Genomic DNA, 21123 nt, shown 5'->3' on the forward strand with positions numbered 1-21123 from the left:
TCAAGTCCTTGATTATGCAATGGCTTGTTATCTTCTATAACCTGATGTCGGGAAGCCAGTCGCGTTTAGTGGCGCAGGGTATTATGTTAGCTTCAGGTTGCCTCAGATTGCGAATATTTCTTATCCCACTACTCCTTTATTGAGCGTGAATCGGGTATAATATCGCTACCGTCAGCCGTTCATCGGCTGTGCAAAATCCCCTCGGTGTTATCAGCATGTTTATCCTGCTTTTTAACCTCATGCGCGATAACGGTCAGACGTAAGTTTTCCACACAACTGAAACGATCCCTATAAATAAGTGTCATGATAGATGTAGCGCGATGAGAACGACTCTTTATGCGGTACGCTGTTAATCACTTAAAGATGAGTATCATGAAGATTAAGCAAACATTTACCAGGGCATTACTCCATCCACGCTATTGGACGACTTGGTTCGGCCTCGGCGTGCTGTTTTTATTAGTCCAACTTCCTTATCCGTTGTTGATGAAAATCGGAAGCAGCGCAGGTCGTTTATCCCGTATCTTTCTTAAACGTCGGGTGTCGATTGCTCGGCGCAATCTTGAGCTGTGCTTCCCTACGATCTCTGATGACGAGCGGGAAGCTATGATCGACAGCAACTTTGCGTCGCTTGGAATGGCATTGGTCGAAACGGGCATGGCCTGGTTTTGGTCCGATCGTCGCGTGCGCCACTGGTTTGATGTTTCAGGGTTGGAGCATCTACAGCATGCTACCGCAAAAGGTCAGGGCGTGATGGTGATTGGTATTCACTTCATGTCACTGGAACTGGGCGGTAGGGCGATGGGACTATGTCAGCCGATGATGGCGATGTACCGTCCGCACAATAATAAAGCGATGGAAATGGTGCAAACCTGGGGGCGTTCACGTTCGAACAAAGCGATGATCGACCGTAAAGATCTGCGTGGCATGGTGCAAGCACTGAAGCGTGGTGAAGCGGTATGGTTCGCTCCCGATCAGGATTACGGCCCTAAAGGCAGCGTGTTTGCGCCGTTCTTTGCGGTGAAAAATGCGGCGACCACCAGCGGTACCTACACCATCAGTCGTCTGGCAAAACCCGCGATGATGACAACGGTGCTGATTCGTAAGCCTGATGCTTTGGGTTATCAACTGGTGATTCAGCCTGAATTACAGGATTATCCTTATCATGATGAACAAGCTGCGGCCTGCTACATTAATAAGGTGATTGAGAAAGAAATCATGCGTGCACCTGAACAATATCTCTGGCTGCATCGCCGCTTTAAAACTCGTCCGGCAGGCGAAGTGTCACTCTATGCCTGATGGGCGTAGTGAAGGATAATCGTGAGATAGCGCAAACACGTGTGACATCGGATGGCGCTTCGGTGCCATCACTGCATAGTGAGCAGAATCAGTTACGCATGGTGTAGAAAAAAGGTCTAGAAACAATAAAGGTGTACAAACAAAAATGGCTACCGGATGGCAGCCATTTTAGGGTGGTTAACGTACACGAGTACGATTAACGGAAGATAGCGTGGGGGTTAACACCGCGATAGGTTTTGCCCAACGCTTTTAATATTTGATTGATTTTGCGGACAACGCGCATCTTTTTTATCCCCACGATTCTTAAATAATTATTGGTTGAAAGTACCAAAGTTGATGTTGATGTTTTCAAACATAGCGATGATTTTGTTTAGCAGTTTCATGGTCATTTCCTCGTTGTTCGTTGATTTGTTTTCTGTGATGCTGCTCACGTTTTTAAGAATACTCGCACAGATACGGACGGTCAACTTTTTTGTGATGTGAATCACAAAAAAATGAACGAGCAGTTTGTGAGGAGTAAACCGCTGTTTTGATTTCCGTCTAAGAACCCTTTCTGCTTTTTCTTCATACTGGCGCGTTTTCAGCGGCTTGCCTGATTGAATGTTACCTGTACGAGTTGCGCATTTCCTTATCGGAAAGATGATGTGAGATAGGTAAATTGTCTCGATTAGCAGTTGAAATAAGCGCGGGGTAAGCGGGATAATCGTGCGCTTCGCATTGTCTGGCACCGTTTTATCCGGCTTGTTTAGTGCCGCCTGTTTTTATTCGACAATGTCTTGAGACAGTAACGTTTTCCGGTTCTGCATTCAGCGAGCTAATCGTTTGCGTGCGTGACCATACGGTTCATGGTGCGCCAGTGATGTTGGTGCGCTCGCGGGGCAAGGCTGCGGGAACCGTTCAGAATTGATCTTAAATAATAATGACATTTCAGGGGATACCACCATGTCAAACACCACCCGTCAGGCTGGCTCGCAAGGCTCGCTTGATGCTTTTTTCAAAATTACACAGCGCGGCAGCAACGTGCGTCAGGAAGTGTTAGCAGGCCTAACGACGTTCCTGGCCATGGTTTACTCGGTGATTGTGGTGCCGAGTATGCTGGGCAAGGCTGGCTTCCCGCCGACGGCCGTGTTCGTTGCGACCTGTCTGGTTGCGGGGCTGGGATCGCTGCTGATGGGGTTGTGGGCCAATCTGCCGATGGCGATTGGTTGTGCGATTTCTCTGACCGCATTCACCGCGTTCAGTCTGGTGCTGGGGCAGCAAATCAGTATTCCCGTGGCGCTGGGGGCAATCTTCCTGATGGGCGTGCTGTTTACCATCATTTCCGTCACGGGCATCCGTTCCTGGATCTTGCGTAACCTGCCGCTGGGCGTAGCGCACGGTACAGGGATTGGTATCGGTCTGTTCCTGCTGATTATTGCCGCCAACGGTGTAGGTCTGGTGGTAAAAAACCCGATTGACGGCCTGCCGGTTGCGCTGGGTAATTTCACTTCTTTCCCCGTTATTATGTCTCTGCTGGGGCTAGCGGCGACCATCGGTTTAGAGAAACGTCGCGTACCGGGCGGTATTTTGCTGGTTATCGTGGTGATCTCTATTCTGGGACTGATTTTTGATCCAAACGTAAAATATGCTGGCTTCTTTGCATTGCCGAGTCTAACGGCGGCTGACGGTTCGTCGCTGATCTTCAGTCTGGATATCATGGGTGCGTTGCAGCCGCTGGTTCTGCCAAGCGTGTTGGCACTGGTAATGACAGCGGTGTTTGATGCTACGGGTACGATTCGTGCGGTAGCCGGACAGGCGAATCTGCTGGATAAAGACGGGCAAATCATCAACGGTGGTAAAGCACTCACCGCAGACTCCGTGAGCAGCATTTTTTGCAGTCTGGTCGGGACGTCACCAGCGGCGGTCTACATCGAATCCGCAGCAGGTACGGCGGCTGGTGGTAAAACTGGCTTAACGGCAACGGTAGTCGGTGTGCTGTTCCTACTGCTGCTCTTTGTATCCCCGCTAGCGTATCTGGTTCCCGGCTATGCCACCGCGCCAGCGCTGATGTACGTTGGTCTGCTGATGCTGGGCAACGTCTCCAAACTGAACTTTGATGATTTCGTTGATGCGATGTCCGGTTTGGTATGTGCCGTATTCATCGTACTGACCTGTAACATCGTGACCGGCATCATGCTGGGCTTTGGTGCACTGGTACTCGGACGCATCTGCTCCGGCGAATGGCGTAAACTGAACATTGGTACAGTGATTATCGCTGTCGCGCTGGTAGCGTTCTACGCTGGCGGCTGGGCGCTGTAATCCCTTCCCGCAGACCTTCTGGCTCCGTCCAGAAGGTCTGTAATTCCCCGTTTTTCCTTCCTCTCTCATTACCTACGTCAAACGCGATTTTATGTGCCCTTTTATTGGCTTTGGGTTGATGTTACTTGTGTGATAATCAATAAAGTAATTATCCGTCATACTTCAAACCGCATGTGCGTTGGCTTTCCTCGCTCACCCCAGTCACTTACTGATGTAAGCTCCCGGGGATTCGCTGTGTCGCCGCCTTCTTGCAGCTTGAATTATTTAGGAGGAAACCTCTCTTCTTTACCCAGAAATCCATTTTCATACCGGACTAAATGCGTTAAATATGTAAGGGCAATTCACGCGCTCGCAGGCAGAGTTTTTTGATTTAGGAGTACGTCTAAGGAAAGCATGGAAATATTTTTTACGATTCTTATTTTGACCCTGGTTGTATCCCTTTCCGGGGTAGTTACGCGCATTTTACCTTTTCAAGTTCCTCTGCCTTTAATGCAAATCGCGCTGGGTGCCATCCTCGCCTGGCCCCAGTTCGGGTTGCACGTTGATTTCAATCCTGAACTGTTTATGGTGCTTTTCATTCCGCCGCTGCTGTTTGCCGACGGTTGGAAGACACCCACGCGTGAGTTCCTGAGACACGGTCGAGAGATTATCGGTCTGGCGCTGGTTCTGGTTCTGATTACCGTGGTTGGCATCGGCTATTTCATCTACTGGATGGTGCCAGGGATGCCGCTGATCGCCGCTTTTGCGCTGGCTGCTGTACTGTCGCCGACGGATGCTGTCGCGCTGTCTGGCATCGTAGGCGAAGGTCGTATTCCGAAAAAACTGATGGGCATTTTGCAGGGCGAAGCGTTGATGAACGATGCGTCCGGCCTGGTGTCGCTGAAGTTTGCTGTCGCTATTGCGATGGGCACGATGGTATTTACGGTTTCCGGTGCGACGCTGGAATTTGTTCAGGTCGCGCTGGGCGGGCTGCTGGCGGGCGTCGGTGTGACCTGGATATTCGGTAAATCGCTGCGCGTTATTAGCCGCTGGAGTGGTGATGATGCTGCAACGCAGATCGTACTGCTGCTGCTGCTGCCTTTTGCGTCGTATCTGATTGCTGAACACATCGGTGTGTCGGGCATTTTGGCTGCGGTAGCGGCGGGGATGACGATCGGCCAGTCGGGTGTGATTCGTAGCGCGCCACTCACGATGAGAATGCGTGCCAACGGCGTGTGGTCGATGTTGGAATTTGTGTTCAACGGCATGGTGTTCATCATGCTCGGCCTGCAATTGCCGGACATTCTGGAAACGTCGGTTACGCAGGCAGAGCTGGACCCAACGGTTGAAACCTGGATGCTGTTTACCGATATCGCGATCATCTATGGTGCCTTGCTGTTACTGCGTTTCAGCTGGCTATGGGTGATGAGAACATACAGTGTGCACATCCAAAAAAAGCGCCCTATGGTCTTCGCCGAATTTTCCACGCGTGAGCTGTGGATCGCTTCCTTTGCCGGCGTGCGAGGGGCGATTACGTTGGCGGGGGTGCTGTCTATTCCGCTGTTGCTGACTGACGGCACGGCGTTCCCATCACGCTATCAACTGGTGTTTATCGCCACGGGCGTCATTTTGTTTTCTCTGCTGTGTGGCGTACTGGCGCTACCGTTTCTGCTGCGCGGTGTGGTGGTGGCGGACAAAGCGGCGCATGCCAAAGAAATCCGCATGGCGCGGATGGCCGTGGCGGAAGTGGCGATCAAAAGCATGCACAAAATGGAGGAGCGTCTGGCAGCCGATCGAGAGGAAAACATTGATGAGCAGGTGCTGAAAGAAGTCAGCGCACGTGTCATCGGTAACCTACGTCGACGGCTAATCAATAAAGACGATCCTGAAAACGGTCTGTTGATTGAGAATCTGGAGCGGCGTTTTCGCCTGACTGCCCTGAATTCCGAGCGTGCAGAGCTGTATCACTTACGCGCCACGCAGCAGATCAGCAATGAAACGTTGCAAAAAATGCTGCGCGACCTCGATCTGATGGAAGCGCTCTTGATCGAAAATGAGTAAGACGCAGTGAGGCGCTCCCCGCTACCGCGTTGATTTCTTTCTCTTCTCTTTCCTTCCTCTGCATCCCCATGGCGTAAGCGATGGGGATGTTTTTTATACGCCTAACCTAAGAACTGTGTCAGGTGATTGTAAACTGCTTGTCACTAAATGATAATGATTGTTATTATCCGTAGGATTTTTCTTAGCAGTATAGAAATCCTAAGTAAAAAGCTAAGAAGTAGAAAACCAGAAATAAAAAACGGCCCGCACGGTATCAGAACCGCGTGGGGTGAATGGCTGTTTGAAAGACCAGATAAAAAATAAACGGACATTAACCCTGAATTAATTAGGTAATAAGCCACGTTTATAGGGGAAAGTTATGCGTGTATTAGTGGTTGATGATGATTCTGTGCTGTGCCATTGGCTCGGGTCTAAATTACATTCCCACGGCCATTCTTGCCGGATGGTGCACGATGGCGCACACGCATTAAAAGCGATCAAGGATGAAGTTTATGATGTCGTTCTGTTGGACAGAATGCTCCCTATCATGGATGGATTTACGGTATTACGTGAATTACAAGGCTCACGTCATCCGCCTATTATGCTGCTCTCGGCGCTGGATCGTGATGTCGATCGGGTGATGGGGTTAGAGCTGGGTGCAGAAGATTATCTCGGCAAGCCTTTTAATTTTAATGAGCTTAGATTACGTCTGGATATTATGGCGCGACGCGGTAAACGTCATGCTGATAATCCTTCCATGCTGATTTTTGAAGATCTGCAACTTGACCGTATGCAGCGCGTAGCATGGCGCGGTACCAAGCGTATCGATTTGACCGATAAAGAAATCAAGTTACTGATTATATTGATGGAAAACCCGGGGCAAGCGATTACTCGCACGATGCTGTTAGAGCGAGTATGGGGCTACAATTTTGATCCGCAGACCAATCTGATCGACGTTCATATGTCAAAGCTGCGGGCGAAAATTGATAAAGGATTCCCTCGTCCATTAATTAAAACGCTGAGAGCGATGGGCTACGCATTAGGCGCGGTAGATAAGGACAAAACTGATGTTGGCAGCCACGCTGAATAAAATAAAAATAAAGAAGCTGGGGCAGCGCTGGCAGATAAAAATAAAACACTGGCAATTACTAGGGGCAAGCCAATACCCCGGTTTTTTATGTACCTCTAATTTTCGTCAGGCAATAACCATTGTTTTTCTGTTCTTATTGATGATGCTGATGTGTATTGTTGGCTTCAGTTCATTAAGCGAAACGCTGATTCGAACGCATGTCCGTGAAGTTATTCTGGGTAATATTTATGATTACTCGATGCAGTCGCGTTTAACCAATGCCGATAGCCTGATTGCGCAATTACGACAGGATAATCGAGCGAAGGGTGATGAATTACCGCTGTTTCTGGTGATGAATAAACACGGTGATATTCTGTATCACAATCATCCTCTAAGAACGCATCCTTTAACCCCCGATTCTGCCAACACGCATCCTCTGGAAATGCGCCAGCATACTGATTGCCAGATGGATGTCAGCTGTCTTAAAGCCGAAATTTCCAGCCCAGACGATCCCAATCTGATTGGTTTGTCCGTCATGTTGGATGATGGGGGCGTGCTGTTTACCGCTTACAACATTCGACCCATGTTAGAACGAGTGAGGACGATCCCGCTTGTTGCGGGAGCTGGATTGTTTATCGTGCTGCTCTTCTGCCTGTTTGTCAGCCGCCATTTCAGCTTACGTAGCTTGCGGAGCGTGGAGAAAATCCGCGCGGCGCTGCATCGCTACAGCAGCGGTGAGCAGCAGGTGCGTATGCCGTTGTCGCCTTACGATGATGATTTTGACAGCCTGAGCGCCGATATTAACCAGAATCTGGAACGGATTGAGCGCCTGATGGAGCAGGTGCGCAATACATCGAGCCATGTTGCACATGAACTGCGTACTCCGTTGACGCATCTGCAAAATCGTTTGTTCAACCTGACTGAGCGTGCAGGGCTGGATAACGACGTTCGTGATGAATTGAATCTGGCGGTGGACGAGGTGCATAAAATCCTCGGGCTGTTCCGTACCGTGATGCGTATCGGCGAAATCGAAAGCGGGCGCTGCGTGCATCAGTTTGAGAACATTGAGGCGCGCCAACTGCTGGAAGAAATTGCCGAATATTATCAACCGCTGGCGGAAACGCGCGGCTGTCGCTTGAAGATTGAAATCAAAGCCGGAATCCAGCTCTTTGGCGACCGTGCGCTGCTGTTTCAGGCGCTGGCAAATCTGGTGGAAAACGCGCTGAAATACGCGGCACAGGGGAAATACATCACGTTGAGTGTGACGCTTTATCGCGGTTGGATCGCCCTAAGCGTTGCGGACCGAGGTCCGGGTATTCCGCCTGCACTGCACACCAAAGCGCTACAGCGCTTTCAACGGCTGGATACCTGGTTTCAGTCCGGCTATGGGCTAGGATTGTCTCTGGTTCAGGCGATTACCGATCTGCACGGCGGTAAGCTCTATCTGGACTCCTCCGAACCGGGGTTGAACGTCTATCTGTGCCTCAATCGCTGTTAATGTCTTTTTCCTCGCAATGAATACGACTCGTGGTGAGCGGTTTGTACTCCGATCACCACGACGATCCTCTCTGGTTTTTATGAATACCCTTGCAAAAAATATGAATATTTATTAATTTTTCCCGCAATAAAACTTATGTTAGTTATTGATTTATATTGATAATTTTCTTAATGGAAAGATTAACGAATATTAATGTTCTGCTGCTTGTAGTGTTTGATAATAAGTCTCATTATTAATCTTATTATCATCATGGCGCCCACGAATCCCCGAGTAGGCCATGATTTCTTTGGCTGCGGATTAGAGAGTCTTCCCATGAAAAATATGAAAGCAAAATTGCGTTCTTTCCTGCGTGACGAGAGCGGTGTAACGGCAATCGAATACGGCATTCTTGCGGCGGCAATGGCTGCGGCCATCGGCGCTATTTTCGGCGGCGACGGTATTTTCGTAAAAGCGCTGAATGAAAAATTCAGCCAAATTGCCGATCAGATTACCGGCACGGGCACCAGCGGCGGTACATCCGGCGCAGCGAAATAAGCGCGAGATGGCGGATTACACGCACTGGCCGCAGACGGCGCTGCTGATGGGCTGTCTGCTGTGGTGTATCAGTACCGATCTGTTAGTACGCAAAATCACGAATCAGGCGGTATTGATTTTATTGCTGGGCTGGCTGTTTTTCAGTGCTTCACACGTCCTGCAATCCGGTGCGTTAGATAGGTTGGCACTACAGAAAACGTTATGGGCGTTACCAGGCGCGGCGGCAGTACTGGTTGTGGGTTTTTTGCTTTTCCTCACCGGCAGATTAGGCGCTGGTGATGTCAAGCTGATGAGTGTGCTGTGCCTGTGGGTGGGTCAAGGACATCAGATCGTTTTCGTCATGGTGACAGCGCTGGCTGGTGGTGTTTTAGCACTTAGTCTGCCGCTGCTTAATACCGTACCCACAGCGGTGGCGATGGGCATTCAAACCACCAACCGGATATTCAAGAGTCGGTTGCCTATGCCACCCGCGTTGCCCGCCGATCTTTCTCAAGGCATACCTTACGGCGTAGCCATCGCGTTTGGCGCGATGTATGTCCTGATTTTTCCCTTGTTTTAATTCTGTCGCAGCTTTTTAAGACACACACGCTAGGGTAGGCAAGTTGAAATGAAAGTGAACTCTACATACGTACTGTCAGGCGCACTCGTGCTGGCAGGCATTGTTGCGCTGATGGTGCGTAGCCATCTCTCTTCTGAACCCCCAGCGCCACCTCCGATGGTGGTTAAAGCACCGGAAAAAGTCGCAGTTCTGGTGGCCGCGAAAGCGCTTCATCCCGGTGATTTCATTGACTCCGCATCACTGCGCTGGGACGAAACAGATAAACCCGTTTCCCGCACGTTCAATTTTATTCGTGGTAAAGACAGCCAGTCTTTGCTGCTGGGCGCAACGCTGCGTGAAACGGTAGCGGAAGGTACACCGTTGACCAGCAACGTATTGGTTAAGCCGAATGAACCGGGCTTTGTTGCTGCCGTATTGCATAAAGGCATGCGTGCTATTTCTGTGCCTACCAGTGCCGTTGCCAGCAATGCCGGATTAGTGACGGCGGGCGACCGTGTCGACATCATCCTGAGTATGAAAAGAGACGATCAGCCAGAACTGCCGGTAAGCCGCACCCAGCCAGTTATGATGCCGCTTTTGGCTTCACAGACCATTGTGCGCGATTTGCGTGTGTTGGCGCTTAACGATCGCACAGATGCCCCTATATACCCGCGTACGGATGTCAGTGCAGAAGACGGTGGTGAGCTGAATACTACAGCCAAAAGTCGTGAATCCGCGATGGGAACTCGCTCGCGTACCGCTACCTATCAAACCGTCACGCTGGAAGTGACGCCGCAGCAAGCCGAAATGTTGGCTGTTGCAAAAGAGTTAGGTGTTTTACATCTGTCTCTGCGTAGCGCAGCTACGGATGAAACAGGGGATTTGGTTACCGCACCTTCTCAAGTAACCACTGTGACACAGGCTACGGATATCTATGGTGTTTTATCCGCAGGATCCGGCGGTCATAAAGTCAAAACGTATCGCGGTGAGCAAAAAGACGTGGTGACGTTCCCCTCCCGATAGAACAAATACGCAATCTGACAGCCTGCGGGGTGCCGCGAGTTGCTCATAGAACAATGAAGCCCATTACGGAAATTAAGTAAATGACGATGTTTTCGCTGTTTTTGAAATCGGACTTTCAGGGTACGTGCAAACGATTGCTGGCCGCTGGCCTGTTTAATGCGGTATTGCCTGTCACGCTGACGACGATGATGTTGCCTGCGACCACGATGGCTGCCGGGGTATCTGAAGTGGCTGAGACCAACGTGGTGCACTTGACCGTGCATCAGGGGCGGTTATTACAGCTCGACGCGCTGCCAGACAGCGTGCTGGTGGCCGATCCGAATATTGCCAGTTTTGAATTACCTTCTCCGGGTAACCTGTTTGTTTACGCCAAAAGCGTCGGCACCACCACGCTCTATGCGATGGACGAAAATGGCAACGTTATCAACGCCATTCGTCTGGTGTCTGAACATGATTTGAAAGCGTTGGGTGAACGCATGAAGCGTGAATTCCCCGGTGCGGATATCCAACTGGAAGCCTCGATTCCTAGCGGTGTGATTGTGCGCGGCAGCGTCGATACACCGCAGGACGCCAAGCGTGTCATCGACAGCATACAGGCTTATATCAGTGCGTCCGCAGGCGGGCAGGGCGGCGGTGGAGGCGGTGGCGAAAAACTGCCTGGCTCCAGCGAATCCTCCGGCAAAGTGATCAACCAGCTCAAAATCAAAACGCCTTCGCAGATCAATATTCAGGTGCGCGTGGTGGAAGTGTCCCGCAAGTTGACCAGTGAACTGGGATTCAACTGGGCGGCATCATTGAGCACTGGCAGCGGCAACATGAGCGCAGGCAGCGGTTCGCGCCTGAATCTGTTCAACGCCACAACCGGTCGATTTGCTAACCCAACGGATTCGGGCTTCCTGAACTTCGGTCGTTCCAGACTGAGCGGATTGTTAACCGCCATGAACCAGCAGGGCATGGCAACTGTTTTGGCTGAACCCAACCTGACGGCGATGTCAGGGGAAACCGCTGCCTTTGCCGCGGGTGGTGAAGTGCCCATCGTTTTGATCACCAACAACAGCGTCAGCATCGATTACAAATCCTACGGTGTGATTCTGCGTATGACGCCGACGCTGCTGTCTGCCAACCGCATCAGCCTGCACATTGCGCCGGAAGTCAGCGAACTCACGGACGTAGGTTCCGTACAGTTGGAAGGCGGATCGCGTATTCCAGCCTTAACGGTACGTCGTGCAGATACCACGGTGGAGCTGGCTAGCGGACAGAGTTTTGCGCTAGCGGGGATGCTGCGCAGCGCGGGTAGCCAGACAATCAACGGCGTGCCGGGGCTGAGTAGCGTCCCGATGTTTGGCCGCCTGTTTGAAAGCGAATCCACCAGTCAGGAAGAAACGGAACTGGTAATTATCGCGACCGCTTATGTGGTCGAGCCGGTCAATGCAGGCGATCTTCAGACGCCGGGACAAGGCGTAAAAATGCTGGACTCGTCTATGCCACGTTCTGCATCTATCGGCTATCTCTACTGAGTTCGTGAGGGGAAATAAAATATGAAAACGATCAACAGCAACCACCCTCCGTTTCGCCCGCTGCACGTGCGTGCGGCAGTGCTAACCGCCGTTTTTCTGCTGGCAGGATGCGGATGGAACAAGCCGATTAACGATGTGCGGATGCAGCGCTTTGATCAGCCTGCTCTGCAACCGATCGCGGTTCAGCCTTCATCAGTGTCCGTGCCGTTGCTGGTTGCACCGAACGGGCGGGGCTTTCTGCCGGAATCCTTGAAACAGCTCAATATCATGTTGAAAGATCAAGGGCGGTTATCCGCGCAGACGCTAACGCTTATCCCGCACAGCGCGAGCGGCGAGCAGATGGCCGGGCGACTGGCGACGGTGCTGAAAAATGCCGGTGCCAATGCGCAGAATGTGAAACAGATGCGCCGTTCTACTGCGAGCGGACAAACTGGCGATCTGGAAGTGATCTCCGAGGCGCTGGTCGTCAAAACCACCCGCTGCACGATCAACGATCCCAATCAACTGATGGTGAAGCCCTATGAGGCGATAGGCACTCTCGGCTGCGCTACGCAAAACAATCTGGCGATGATAGTCGCTGAACCACGCGATCTGATTCAGGCGAAAGCGCTGGACGGTGCGGATGGCGTGGCGGCAGTCAATAGCATCGAACGCTATCACAAAGGTGAAGTGAAAGAGCTTATCGACATTAACTTTGAAGAAGATTAAGGGCGTGACATTCCATGAGTGAAATTACCCCTAACGATGGTGAAGAACTGGCGCTGCCGCTGGTGGCGTTCGCCAATGACGTACGCGATGTAGCTGATATCAGCGATCTCTTTACTCGCCTGAAACAGCCGGATGTACCGGTGATGTCCGGTGGTATCGCCGCTGCTCGTCAATGGTGTGAACTGAATGTTCCGCCGCGCATTTTACTGGTGGATCTGGAAGGCGCGCACTGGCCGCTTCCCGCGCTGGAAGAACTACTGAGCGTCTGCGGCCCTACCAGTCAGGTTATTGCGACAGGCAAAGAGCAAGATGTTGGTTTATACCGCGCGCTGCTTCAGGCGGGCGTGGTGGACTATCTGGTCAAACCGCTCACGCTGGATCTGCTGGCGACAACGTTGGCGAAGTGTGAAGGCCAACAGGCTGGGCCGGAATATGCACGTATGGGCAGAACGATTGCGGTCGTCAGCGCTAGCGGCGGAAGTGGTGCCAGCACTGTGGCGATGGGGCTGAGTCGCCTGCTGTCTGGTGAACGTCATTTACCCGTGGCACTGGTGGATTTTGACCGTCGTAACGGTGACCAACTGCTGCTGCAAGGGCAAACCGATGATGCGGGTCTGGCGGCGGTATTAGGGACTCAGGAACTGGATACCCGACTGTTGCAGCGCGCCATGCTGCGCGTGGATACCCGCTTGCACCTGCTAGCGCAGAAGCCAGAACTGGGTGAATTGAGCCCGGTTGAGGTGGATAACGTGCTGAATCTCGGCGGTGCACTGTGCCGCATGTTCAATCAGGTGATTTGGGATCTGCCCAGCAGCTATCCGACCGGGGCGCTGGACGTACTGACCTATGCGGATCTGCGCATCATCGTGACGGAATTGACGCTTCAGGATGCGCGTAATGTGCGGCGTGTACTGAATGAAATCGGCGACGAAAGCGAAGGGCAGCGTCTGCTGCTGGTGCATAACCAGAGCCGTTTTGCTACGACCGCGCCGTTAAGCCGCGATCAGTTTGAACAATTTACCGGCCGGAAGATTGATGTCGTGCTGCCGAATGCAGGCCACGCGCTGGCGCAGAGCCTCACGCTCGGCGCATTGAATCTGGCTGCGGCTCCTGCTTTCCAGCAGGGATTACGCCAATTGGTCGATCTGGCCTGTGGCGTACGCGCCAGACCGGCGGAAAAACGCTGGTTCTCGCGTTGGTTAAAACGCGCCTGATGATGTTCAGCGTTCACCGTTTTTCAAAGGGTTACGGACATGTTGATTCGCAAGAATAACCTGCAAAAAAGTGAAGCAGGAAAAAGCACGCCTCAGCCTGCGCCTGCTGCCAACGTGGCAGAACTGAAAACGCGCCCGGCTGCGGAGAACCGCACACAGCCTGCGGCGAACACGTCTTCTGGATCTGCAACAGCTGCCCGCCAGACGGACAACCGGAACAGTCAGCGTCGGATTATCCGCGCGCAGCTCTACGATCAGATCGATGCCGGTAAAGCGGCGATGATGGGGCGTGACAAACTGCTGGTACAGATCGAAACGGTGATCCGCCGCATCTGTGATGAGCAACGTTTGCAGCTTTCTCGGCAGGAAGAGGAAGCCATCGCTGCCGAAATGCTGGATGAGATGACCGGAATTGGGCCGATCCAGCCGCTGCTGTCGGATGACTCGGTCAACGACATTCTGGTTAACGGTGCCGGTCAGGTGTTTGTCGAGCGTTTTGGCAAACTGGAGCTGTCGCCGATTACCTTTATCGACGAAGAACATGTGTTTAACACCGCGCAACGTATTGCCGCCGCGGTGGGACGCCGTATCGACGAAGCCAGCCCGATGGTGGATGCGCGTCTGCCAGACGGTAGCCGCGTCAACGTCATTACTTATCCGCTGGCGATCGACGGCACTACGATCTCGATCCGTAAATTTATGCGCCGCAACCTGTCGCTGGAAATGCTGGCTGAGCGCCGCTGCATGTCCTATGCGATGGCGGATGTTCTGAATAAAGCGATGCAGGCGCGCGTTAACGTGATCGTTTCCGGTGGAACGGGTGCGGGTAAAACCACCTTGCTGAATGCGCTGTCGCAGAAGATCGGTACCACCGATCGCATTATCACCATTGAAGATGCCGCCGAGCTGCAATTGCAGCAGGAGCACGTGGTGAGATTGGAAACCCGTCCTGTCAGCGCCGAAGGTACTGGACGCGTCGATCAGCGCGATCTGATGCGTAATGCCCTGCGTATGCGCCCCGACCGCATCATTTTGGGTGAGGTGCGCGGTGGCGAAAGCTTCGACATGTTGCAGGCGATGAACACTGGGCACGATGGTTCGCTGTGTACCGTCCACGCCAATACCTCGCGTGACGCGATACAGCGTCTGGAAAACATGGTGATGATGGCGAACATGCAACTGCCGCTGATGGCGATCCGTCGCCAGATCGCCAGCGCGGTTCATTTGATCGTGCAGATCGAACGTATGCGTGACGGCATGCGTCGCGTGGTGTCCATCACCGAAGTGTGCGGCATGGAGAACGAAGTAATCCAGCTTCAGGACCTGTTCAGCTTCAACATTCAAGGGATGGATGGGCAGGGTCTGTTGACAGGTGAATATGTTCAGCACATTCAACGCCCGCAGTTCTACAGCGATAAAGCGCATCTGTTTGATGCGCAATGATGAACTGAGGAGACGCCGATGAGTGATTTACGCCTGAATCTGATCACGTTGCTGGTATTTGGCAGCGTGCTGATGCTGCTTTTGGCGGTCAACGCCTGGAGAAAATCACGCCAGCAGCGCATGCAGCGTGAACAACGCTGGCAGCAGATTTTGAACGAGGTCAGCCCGTCGGCTGCCGCCGTCGCGTCTGATTCGATCCTGCGTGACGAGATCAAAACGCCGTTGATGGGCGTCCCTGTGATTGGGCGCTGGATGGCTATCCTCTGGGCGCAAATGACGTTCATCGGCTGGAAAAAGAACCTGCTTCAGCGTTCTCTTTCGCTGGGAGCGGTCAGCCTGATACTCGGCATGGTCCTGGGGCAGCGTACCCTGCTGCCGCTCACGATGGGGCTGATATTTACGCTGTTGCTGTTTGTCAGCATCGGCATGATGTTGTTTCGTTCGACGTTGCAAAAACATTTGAAAGCGCTGCGCGAAAGCCTGCCCGAAGCCATTGATGCGATTACCCGCAGCTGTCGTGCGGGTGTGCCTGTGGCGAATACTTTCTCGATTGTCGCCGAGCACCTCGCTGGGCCGCTGGCGAATGAATTCAAGACGATTGACCACTGGCTGAAACTTGGTATTCCACTGCGTCAGGTCATTCAGGCCTCGGCGACGCGGGTGCCGATGGCTGAGTACCGCTTTTTCGTGGTGATTTTGATCATCAATCAGGAGGCCGGTGGGCGACTGGGGGAAACACTGGAGCGTCTGTCTGCGACGCTGCGTGACCGTCGGGAACTGCAATTGAAAGTGCAATCCAAGACGTCTGAAGCGCGTGCGTCGGCCAAGATTGTCGCCATGCTGTTCCCAGGCTGCCTGGCCTATTTGTATATGAAATCACCCGACGATTTCAGCTTCCTGTTCTCCGATCCGGTTGGAACGACGGTACTGATTTACGCCTTGTGCAGTGTCTCGGTCGGCATGTTGATCACGCACGTTATGGTTAAACGGATAGGGTAAAGGGAGAGCCACTCATGACTGTTTTTGACGATCCCTTACTGCTGTTGGCGCTAGTGCTGATGGTGGCTGGAATCTATCTGGCCCGTACACAACATAAAATCCAGCAATACAAACAGCTGGAAATTCGCATGCGTGGGCATTTACCCAGCGCCTCTATAGAGGCGGCCTCTCAGGATAACATCCTGAGAGGCCAGGGAACGTCATTATCCCCCCTGTTGGAAAAACTGTTGCAGCCTCTCGCCACGCAGGGCGAACGCCTGTCGGGATCGGATCGCGATCGCCGTAATCTACGCCGCCTGCTGGATCTCGCAGGGCTTCGCCGTAACGAAGCGGTGGGCTGGCTGGTGATGGGGAAATTTGCTGCTGGGGCGTTGCTCGCTATCGCTCTGGTGTGGGGATGGTTGCCACCTGCTGACCGTGCAGGTTTGACGGGCGTAGCGGCAGGTCTCATTGGCTTCTTTGTCGGCTCTATGGTGCCGGAGTGGTGGCTGAAATGGCGTGCAGCAAGTCGGGGGGAAAAGCTGGCACGCGCAGTGCCGGATGCACTGGATCTGATGGTGGTCTGCGCTGAGGCTGGGCTGCCTATCGGACGCGTATTGCAGGTGGTATCGAAGGAGTTAGGGCTATCTTCGCCGGAAATGGCGGATGAACTGCACTACACCGCTGCCGAATTACAGATCCTGTCGGATCGTACGCTGGCGATGAAGCATTTGGCAGAGCGTACACGGGTCAGTGAGATCGAAAGCATGGTGGCGACACTGATTCAGGCGGAGCGCTACGGTACACCGCTGTCTCAGGCGCTGCGTACGATTGCAGATGAAAGCCGAAAGACGCTGATTTTGGGGCTGGAAGAGAAGGCCGGGAAATTGCCTGCACAACTGAGCGTGCCGCTGATGGCGCTGATCCTGCCGCCGATTATCGCGATTATGGCATCACCCGCGCTGGTGCGAGTGATCCGCCTGCTGGCGCAATAGCTTTTTACTTTCAACATATTGATTTTAAGTTTTTTTAAACACATTGATTCCCGGTGTTAGCCGGAAATTACCAAGGTTACAACCGATGGAGTTATCGAAGATGGTCGATCTGGTAGCAAAACTCAAGCGCGGCGCGCCCATGCTGGCCCTGCTGATTGTCAGTACCGTGCTGGCGGGATGCAGCAGCTCGACGGCGATTAAAGGCAGCAAGGATGAAGGCCTGCGTTTGGCACGTCTGCTGCGCGATCAAGGGCGTGTTGAAGCCGCGACGGAAGTGTACGCGCGCCTCGACAGTCGTGATGCGCTGAAAGGGGCTGAAATGCTGGAATACGCCAGCGTTGCGGCTCTGGCACGTTCGCCACAGCAGACGTTGGAGCTATACGGACGAGCACGTCAGGCACTGGGCGGTGATACCAACAAAATGACACCGGGAGAAGCGCTGGCGGTGTGTCTGGGTATGGGGCGTACACAGTTGGCTCTAGGACGTAATGCGATGGCGCAAACCGACTTTGCCTGTGCGCTGAAAGCACAGCCGAATGACGCTGGCGCACTCAATGGCATGGGCGTGGTGATGGATGCATCAGGCAAACACGCAGAAGCGCGTCAACTGTTTGAAAAAGCATTGCAGGTGAACCCAGCCGATGTTGCAGCACTTAACAATCTAGCGCTGTCATGGTTGGCGAGTGGCAATACGGACAAAGCGATTTCTCTGCTGCGTTCGGTGGATGAGAGCAACGCAACCAGCAGGCTGAATCTGGCGCTGGCCTACCTTTCTGGTGGCAGAGACGATGAAGCGCGTTCGGCGCTGGCGACCATTGCACAGCCGCAGCGTATTGATGGCTTAATGGACGAGCTGAATCAGCGTTTACAGCAGATGCAGAAGGATAAATCCCGTGGTGAAGCGCTGCTGTTGTCCAGCCGTCAACGTCTGCAATTGAGTGCACCTGAGTAATGGTGTGGCTCCGTAATCGCGACCCGTGGCGTAAGAAAGGCATAATGCAAGGAATCGTGCCACACCATGAACGCAATTGGCGCAGCACGCGCGGCGTGATTGCCACGGAAGTGGCATTTCTGGTGCCGGTGGTGTTGGTCGGGGTGATGATGCTGTTTGAACTGGCTCGTATCGGGCTGGTGATTGCCGTTGGCAGCGCCGCGCTGGATAAAGCCGTGCAGACGTTTCGTCTTGATAACCTCGTTACGGACAGTGCGGAACAGATGGGAACGCGGCTAAAGGCGCGCATGGTTGAAGCGGGATACGGCTACCTCAAGGAAGATGATTTAACGGTTAGCGTGTTGCACTTCGACAATTTGACTCAGCTTGGCGGGCTGACGAACGGCAATAGCAGTCAGGACAACCCCAATGGCGAAGAAACGACGACGCTACCGGTGTGGTCCGTGACGGTGCAGATCAAAAAAGCGTTCATTACGCCGCTGCCTGAAGTGTTAACGCTGGGGGACACTTTCCGCTATCAATACAAGCATGTGTTTGGGACGGAACTGCGCAATGACTGATCGCTTATTGAAAACCAGTCATGTATTGAAAAACAATCGCTTCCTGAGCGGGCTCCGTCGCTTCTGGTTTTCTCGCCGCGCTTCTATTGCGGTAGAAACGGCGCTGGCGTTTCCGATTGTGCTAGCGATAGGGTCGCTGTGTGCGGATCTCTACACCGTAGGGTTGGAACGTACGCGCATGGAACAGCGAGCGGGTGCCATTGCGTCAATATTAGCGATGCAGCAGAAGCTGGATGAAAAAGGGCTAAAAGGGCTGCTCGATACGATATTGCCAACGGAAGGTGCAGGAAACTATCAGTTGTTAATCAGCAACGTGCGCCAGACTGGTGAACTGTACTGGCAGTTGAGCAGAGGCACAGCAGAAGCGCTGTGTGTGGACAGTGAAACACTGCCAGGTGAAGAGTATCTCCCTGAACTGCCAGAAAGAGATCGTGAGGAAGGCAGTAAGACGACCTCCATGATAGTGGTCGAGATTTGCCGTCAGGGTAAAGACGTGAGCCTGCTGGGCGGCATGTCGCTGGGCGGTCTGCTGCACGCGTCGTCAGTCAGTCGGGTTGCTATCAACGTGGTTGAACTGGACGAGGTACTCAGAAAAGAGGCTCGGCTAGAGGAAGAAGATCAGTAATAACCGGCGTATATACAGATACAGAAGCGGCACATAGACCGCAAACGGCAGCGAGTGTCTCGTTACCGAAATAACGAAACAATTAAGACAAATAGGCATATGAGCAATGTCGTTTTTATTTTCCCGTTTTATGGGCGGGTTGAGTACGTGCTGAATCTAGGTATACAGGATAGGAATTGATGAAAAAAACCTTACAGAACAGAAGCGTAAAAAAAGACGATACCGGAATAACGCTGTTCTTACGTGAGCGCCTGTCTGCCTTTGTTCATCAGGAAAAGGGTGCAGGCACGGCATTCTATGCGCTGGGTGCGATGGCGTTATTGGTGACGGCGGCTTTTATCGTCGATACCTCGACGGCAACCGGCGATGCGACGCAGATCAAACGTGCGACGGATGCCGCCGCGCTCGCAGTCGGGCATCAGGCGACCATTAATGGCGAAGAATACAGTCAGGAAGACACGAATAAGCTGGCGTATGAATACGTCAAAAACAATCTGGGGATGAATAAGGCCCTGAGTGAAAAACTGGTGGCGAGTGATGTGTCCGTTACTGAAGGGCGCAACAGTGCCACACGTAAAACCTATACCGTTACTGCCGCCTTTGAAACCAAGCCTAGCCTGCTGAGCCTGGGCGCAAAGAAGCAGGAAGTGTATTCGACCTCGGAAGTCATCAACCGTCCGACCGAAATTGCTCTTGTCATGCCAGTGACAGGCGATATGAGTGAGGGGGATATCCGCTCGCTGAAAAGCGTCAGCCGCTCGTTTGTCGAACGCATGCTGAGCAGCGCGGACGGTAAACGTGACAACCTGTGGCTATCGCTGGTGCCGTACAGCCAGTCCGTGAACGTGTACGACGCAGAAGATGCGAATCGCATTCGCCGCTGGTCTACGCCGAGTGCACTGAACCCGCCGGAGCTGCGTTCGCTCTTTGCCAGTGGCGTTGTCAGTAGCCTCGCCGACCGTCGTTTCCCCGATCGCCGCGCTAACCTGCTGTGCATGTATCGTGGGCTGGGTCGAGAGGAAAACTTCTTCTGGGATGAGCCGCCTGCCGGCCAATTCAGCATTTACTACCGTCACGACTTGCCGCAAAACGGCAGCCCCGGCGCACCGCCGATCTCTTGGCGCGGCCCGAATCCCGACCTCTATCCGTGGGATAACAACTCCAATGCCGTGGATACCCGCTTTATTGTGGCAGACCGTGGGTGCCCTAACGCGGCACTGATGCCGCTGACCAACGAAGAAAGCAGGCTGAATCAGCGTATAGAGCAATTTTCTGCCCGTTTTAACGTGAACTACGCCATCGGCATGTCGTGGGCGGGCGCTGCGCTGTCGCCAAATATGCGCGGTTCAGACGGCTGGGGCGATGCCAAGCTGCCGCTGGATTTCAATCTGGACGGCAACGGTGATGGGCAAAAGGTGATCGTGATGATGGCCAACACGATTGGTAACTGGTTCGACACCGATGGCTACAACTTCAAGCGTAATCAGTTTTCTGGCAGCACCGGATCAGATGTCGCACGCGAGTTCGCACAGCAGCGCTTCCGCGATCTGTGCTCCAGCTTCCGTGCGCGGAACATCAAATTTTATTTTGTCGGCATTCGCCCCGGCGACCCTGAAGACTTTGGCCGCAACCTGTTTGACACGGAGGCAACGCCGGGCCTGCTGGTCTGCACTGAAGGCGAAAAACGCATGAGCTTTATCGATGGTTCAGGCTTCGGCGCAGAAGGCGTTGAGGATCAATTGATTCAACGGTTGGATCGTATTGCCGGCCAGATCGAAACCGAGGGCGGTTATGTTCGGCTGGTTGAATAACTGCTGAATGTAGCCAGGAATGACGCGATTTGCCCCTTTTATTAC

General features: G+C 53.1%; 19 protein-coding genes. 18 read left to right on the forward strand and 1 reads right to left on the reverse strand.

What is annotated here, in order from left to right; genetic code table 11:
- The first annotated feature begins 372 nt into the window (after positions 1-372).
- Positions 373-1296, forward strand: a complete 924-nt coding sequence (locus DCX48_16970; GenBank protein ID QXE16059.1) for a kdo(2)-lipid IV(A) palmitoleoyltransferase — start codon at positions 373-375, stop codon at positions 1294-1296.
- 311 nt (positions 1297-1607) lie between these two features.
- Here DCX48_16970 and DCX48_16975 read toward each other — a convergent pair whose 3' ends face one another.
- Complete coding sequence (locus tag DCX48_16975; GenBank protein QXE16060.1) at positions 1608-2024, reverse strand: hypothetical protein; 417 nt, start codon at positions 2022-2024, stop codon at positions 1608-1610.
- 214 nt (positions 2025-2238) lie between these two features.
- Here DCX48_16975 and DCX48_16980 point away from each other — a divergent pair, with 214 nt between their 5' ends.
- From DCX48_16980 to DCX48_17060, 17 genes are all read left to right on the forward strand, one after another.
- Entirely contained in the window at positions 2239-3594 is a 1356-nt protein-coding gene (locus tag DCX48_16980) for an NCS2 family permease (protein ID QXE16061.1), read from the forward strand.
- Between the two features lie 393 nt (positions 3595-3987).
- Positions 3988-5634 (forward strand): Na+/H+ antiporter, encoded by a 1647-nt coding sequence (locus DCX48_16985; GenBank protein ID QXE16062.1) that lies wholly within the window; start codon positions 3988-3990, stop codon positions 5632-5634.
- Between the two features lie 358 nt (positions 5635-5992).
- Entirely contained in the window at positions 5993-6703 is a 711-nt protein-coding gene (locus DCX48_16990) for a response regulator transcription factor (protein QXE16063.1), read from the forward strand.
- Complete coding sequence (locus DCX48_16995) at positions 6681-8180, forward strand: HAMP domain-containing histidine kinase (GenBank protein ID QXE16064.1); 1500 nt, start codon at positions 6681-6683, stop codon at positions 8178-8180. The genes DCX48_16990 and DCX48_16995 overlap by 23 nt, the downstream gene beginning before the upstream one ends.
- 312 nt (positions 8181-8492) lie before the next feature.
- Positions 8493-8714 (forward strand): Flp family type IVb pilin, encoded by a 222-nt coding sequence (locus DCX48_17000; protein QXE16065.1) that lies wholly within the window; start codon positions 8493-8495, stop codon positions 8712-8714.
- Positions 8715-8721: 7 nt separating this feature from the next.
- Positions 8722-9273 (forward strand): peptidase A24, encoded by a 552-nt coding sequence (locus DCX48_17005; protein ID QXE16066.1) that lies wholly within the window; start codon positions 8722-8724, stop codon positions 9271-9273.
- Positions 9274-9321: 48 nt separating this feature from the next.
- On the forward strand, positions 9322-10275 hold the full coding sequence (cpaB, locus tag DCX48_17010; protein ID QXE16067.1) for a Flp pilus assembly protein CpaB: 954 nt from the start codon (positions 9322-9324) through the stop codon (positions 10273-10275).
- An 80-nt stretch (positions 10276-10355) separates the two neighbouring features.
- A complete protein-coding gene (locus DCX48_17015) occupies positions 10356-11792 on the forward strand; it encodes a type II and III secretion system protein family protein (protein ID QXE16068.1) in 1437 nt (478 codons plus the stop codon).
- A 21-nt stretch (positions 11793-11813) separates the two neighbouring features.
- A complete protein-coding gene (locus DCX48_17020) occupies positions 11814-12500 on the forward strand; it encodes a pilus assembly protein PilZ (protein ID QXE16069.1) in 687 nt (228 codons plus the stop codon).
- 14 nt (positions 12501-12514) lie between these two features.
- Positions 12515-13714 (forward strand): hypothetical protein, encoded by a 1200-nt coding sequence (locus DCX48_17025; GenBank protein ID QXE16070.1) that lies wholly within the window; start codon positions 12515-12517, stop codon positions 13712-13714.
- Positions 13715-13753: 39 nt separating this feature from the next.
- Positions 13754-15157, forward strand: coding sequence for a CpaF family protein (locus DCX48_17030; GenBank protein ID QXE16071.1), 1404 nt, complete (start codon positions 13754-13756; stop codon positions 15155-15157).
- Between the two features lie 18 nt (positions 15158-15175).
- Positions 15176-16156 carry a pilus assembly protein gene (locus DCX48_17035; protein ID QXE16072.1) on the forward strand — a complete coding sequence of 327 codons (981 nt, stop codon included), beginning with the start codon at positions 15176-15178 and terminating at the stop codon, positions 16154-16156.
- A gap of 14 nt (positions 16157-16170) precedes the next feature.
- Positions 16171-17130, forward strand: a complete 960-nt coding sequence (locus DCX48_17040; GenBank protein QXE16073.1) for a type II secretion system F family protein — start codon at positions 16171-16173, stop codon at positions 17128-17130.
- A gap of 100 nt (positions 17131-17230) precedes the next feature.
- Complete coding sequence (locus DCX48_17045) at positions 17231-18082, forward strand: tetratricopeptide repeat protein (GenBank protein QXE17283.1); 852 nt, start codon at positions 17231-17233, stop codon at positions 18080-18082.
- The gene (locus tag DCX48_17050) at positions 18082-18642 is read left to right on the forward strand and encodes a hypothetical protein (protein QXE16074.1); all 561 of its coding nucleotides are present in this window, start codon (positions 18082-18084) and stop codon (positions 18640-18642) included. The genes DCX48_17045 and DCX48_17050 overlap by 1 nt, the downstream gene beginning before the upstream one ends.
- Positions 18635-19267 carry a hypothetical protein gene (locus DCX48_17055; protein QXE16075.1) on the forward strand — a complete coding sequence of 211 codons (633 nt, stop codon included), beginning with the start codon at positions 18635-18637 and terminating at the stop codon, positions 19265-19267. Before DCX48_17050 ends, DCX48_17055 begins: the two co-directional genes overlap by 8 nt.
- A 179-nt stretch (positions 19268-19446) precedes the next feature.
- Positions 19447-21078, forward strand: coding sequence for a pilus assembly protein (locus DCX48_17060; GenBank protein ID QXE16076.1), 1632 nt, complete (start codon positions 19447-19449; stop codon positions 21076-21078).
- The last annotated feature ends 45 nt before the right edge of the window (positions 21079-21123 follow it).

The sequence above is a fragment of the Pectobacterium atrosepticum genome, assembly GCA_019056595.1.
GTDB lineage: Bacteria > Pseudomonadota > Gammaproteobacteria > Enterobacterales > Enterobacteriaceae > Pectobacterium > Pectobacterium atrosepticum.